Origin of the sequence: Pseudobacillus sp. 179-B 2D1 NHS (assembly GCF_045370945.1) — a bacterium.
GTDB lineage: Bacteria > Bacillota > Bacilli > Bacillales > Domibacillaceae > Pseudobacillus.
Map to the genome: position 1 here is coordinate 1 of NZ_JBIQDP010000062.1, position 3,490 is coordinate 3,490.

At 33.8% G+C, this 3,490-nt stretch carries 3 protein-coding genes and 1 pseudogene; 2 read left to right on the top strand and 2 right to left on the bottom strand.

The annotated features are described in order from the left end of the window. Positions 1-524 precede the first annotated feature (524 nt). On the top strand, positions 525-1,013 hold the full coding sequence (locus ACH0BF_RS24990) for an RNA polymerase sigma factor (protein ID WP_340856846.1): 489 nt from the start codon (positions 525-527) through the stop codon (positions 1,011-1,013). Beyond that, complete coding sequence (locus tag ACH0BF_RS24995; protein ID WP_340856844.1) at positions 1,010-1,918, top strand: zf-HC2 domain-containing protein; 909 nt, start codon at positions 1,010-1,012, stop codon at positions 1,916-1,918. Before ACH0BF_RS24990 ends, ACH0BF_RS24995 begins: the two co-directional genes overlap by 4 nt. 459 nt (positions 1,919-2,377) lie before the next feature. Here the strand turns inward: ACH0BF_RS24995 and ACH0BF_RS25000 are convergent, their stop codons facing one another. Both ACH0BF_RS25000 and ACH0BF_RS25005 read right to left on the bottom strand, forming a co-directional pair. Then, the gene (locus tag ACH0BF_RS25000; RefSeq protein ID WP_406910521.1) at positions 2,378-2,908 is read right to left on the bottom strand and encodes an immunoglobulin-like domain-containing protein; all 531 of its coding nucleotides are present in this window, start codon (positions 2,906-2,908) and stop codon (positions 2,378-2,380) included. 174 nt (positions 2,909-3,082) lie between these two features. After that, positions 3,083-3,490, bottom strand: a pseudogene (locus tag ACH0BF_RS25005) (hypothetical protein); the annotation flags it as partial.

Genomic DNA, 3,490 nt, shown 5'->3' on the forward strand with positions numbered 1-3,490 from the left:
ATATAATTAGAAATTGTTTCATCCATCTCTTTGGTAATATGTTTATCTCCGTTTCTAAGTGTTGTTTCATTGCAACCTGTTGTTTCCGGCATTTAAATGATGTAGGTTTTGGTGGTATGTTTATTAATCTCACTGAATTATTGCTCAACAAAATTTGTATAACTACTTATATTTATACATGTATATTAAACACTGCTTATTATAGTAGCCGGCAGTTTAGTTGTAGAGTGCTATTTAACTTGTGTTCAACAATCGGGCCAAATTGTGGAAGACCACTTGGTGATAAGATATTAGTTAGTATAAAGATTGTATATATTTCACTTAAACTTAACCGATTTTAGTGTGAACAATGTGGAAAAGAACTGGTCCCTGAATATTATAAAGGGATACATGGGCAGGAGTATCGACTACAGGATTCCAATAATTATGGTAGAAGAAAAAAGGACCGGGTGTAATTTGTACGGTTTTTCTCCTACTTTTGTAAGATATTTGAGTTTATCGCGTCTTATATGTAAGGAGGTGAGATGGTGACACAGCTTGAGGATATTTATAATACATACTTTAAAGATGTATTTTTATATTTGTATAGTTTATCTGGCGATAAGCATATCGCTGAAGATATTACATCGGAAACTTTTATGAAGGCATTAACATCGCTAGACAGTTTCAGAGGGGATAGTGATATCCGTGTTTGGTTATGCCAAATTGCAAAAAACAGTTATTACTCTTATTTGCGTAAGAAAAAAAGCTTTGTAGATTTAGAGTCACTTCCAGAACCAGCTAGTGAAGACAATGTAGAACAAGAAATAACCACTTCAGAAGCGTCTATGAAGGTACATGAAATTATCCAGAATTTAAAAGAGCCCTATAAAAAAGTCTTTACGCTCCGTGTATTTGGAGAACTGTCATTTAAGCAAATTGGCAATTTGTTTGCAAAAAGTGATAACTGGGCTTGTGTTACTTATCACCGTGCTAGAGAAAAGATTAAAGCGCGATTGGGGGATTATCGATGAAAATTAGCTGTAATATGATTAGGGATTTACTGCCGTTATATGTCGAGAATATGGCAAGTCAAGATACTAGAGATATCGTTGAAGAACATATAGCTTCTTGTGAAAACTGCAAAAAACGACTTGAAGAAATGAGGACACTTGAAGAACTGCCAATAGATACCGATATAGCTCCCTTAAGAAATATACAAAATACATTGCGAAGGGAAAAGCTGCAAACGATTATTCTTTCAGTCATGGTAACATTGGTTTTTGCAGTGGTTACAATGGCTTATCTGACAGCGCCAGCATACATTTCTTATAATGAAAATGCGGTTTCAATCATTGAAAAGGGTGATGGAACTGTACTTTTGAATTTTAGTGAAGAAGTATCCGGATTCCATGTAGAACAATATCCAGCAGCAGACAATTCAGGTTATGTCTATGATATAACTACATGGGAAACGATTTGGCACCAGAAAATAAGCAAAAACAACCTAGAAAATACTGTCTTAAACCCGAATGGAGAAACGGTCGCTTCAATCTATTATTACAATACCGATGGAAGTGAAAATACTTTAATTTATGGAGATCCAATAACGGATGGTTCTGTCATTACGTTACCTCGGTTATTTTTAAGCTACTATGTGTTGTTTGCTATAGGATCTTTACTTACTTGTGGAATTGGATTGGCCATATTCCGTAAGAATGAAAAAATAAGAAATGGGCTAGAAAAAATTATTCTATTGCCTATCTCCTACCTGTTTGCTCATTTACTTATAAAAGGTCTTAACTCTACAACTTACCTTGCTAGACGGGACTTTTACGCAATATTACTAGTCACAATTTCTTTATATTTCGCGTTGTTAGCTGGAAGGAATATATTAAAAAAATTATCAATCAAGAAGCCGAAAAGCACTTTAAAATAGTTGTTGCTTTCACTGGTATAATAGACTCACCAATCAGCGATTCTTTTTTTAGTTTCAGTTCTATTTTACTTGATACGGAAAGGTTTCCTGATGGATTGAGATTTCTAAAACATGGCCAAAAAATATCCTTTGTATTGGTTGAAGCCCCAAATTCTACTGATTAGAGGCCATCTTCAACAAACGGGCGCTTTTCTTTAATAAGAAGGCGTCTTTTTGCATGGACAACGCATTTAGGGGATTGAGTTTAATGAGGTGTAAAAAAAGATTGTGAAATCTTACACTTAAAGTAACGGGTTGCTTTTGTTTAATTACCTTAAATCATTAATATACTTAAAAGGTATTCTCCAAGACTTCATTCCAAGATGTAAAGCCTAATTGGTTTGCAAAACCTTCATATTCTCCAAAGAAAAGCGTTTTTATGAATTTAGAGATCCGTCTCATTAGTTCTTGCACTCCTTTTTATTTAATTACTTCAAAAGGTGCAGCAAGAAAGAATTCTTCATGTTCATTACGTACTCCGTTGTTATTTATAGGAGTTTCGTTAAAAGATTTTACAATTCGATACTTTCCAGGAGAGAGCTCATTATCAGACCGATTTAACAATATTTCTTCTTGAACAACAGTATGTGGTTTAACGGAAAGGAGGACATCTTCAAACCCTCCCATGCCTGATTTGAATGGAATAAGGTACCACGTGCCATCAATATTTTTTTCAAGTTCATTAGCTTTTCCATAAACAAATGGGATATCACTGTTATTTTGAATGTTGATCGTAACTGTAACTTCATTGTCAAGTTTTGTGTATGTTTTCTTTTCAAGGGCTAGTTTCAACCCATTTTTGGAGTCGGAAAACTTTTGAACAGGTGCTTCTTGCGTAAGCTTTTCATCTGCTTTGTCTTTTGATTCGGTGCTTTTCTGTTCGCTAGACTGACAGCCTAGCAGTGAAAAAATTACCATAAAACAAAGGAAAAGCATATATATTCTTCTCATTGAAATCCCTCCTTTAGTTAAGGATAAAGGAATATTTATCCAAATTGAATGTTTTCAGAATCACAAATATGAAAAAAGAAAATTGAATGCTCCATACAAATATAGTTCACATAACACCACATTATCGGCATTAAAAAAGGACCTCCATTGAAGATCCTCTTAATTTATATTGGATTATACATCTTGCCCAACGATAATTTTCCACTCTTTTTCCTTTTGCTGAATTGGGAATATATGCTTGCCTAAATTTCCGTTTTCAACAAATTCGACAGTAGCTTTAAACTCAGTTTCACTTACCCTCTTAAGGTTCACTATCTTCGTATCAGTAACATTCTGTTCAGAAAAAAGGATCGAGTATTGTTCCTTTTGATTTTCTTTATCTGGAAACCTTAAATCATCAGCATATTTTGTCGCTGCTGAAATATTTTTTGTTTTTATGGCTTCCAAATAATCAAATACAATACTTTCGATCTGAAGCATTGTATGTTCTTCCTCTACTTCTTGCAAGTTTCTTTTCAAAATTTCTATATTGTAATGGTTCAAGTCCGATTTAGATACATTTTCTTTTAAGTATTTCTGTAG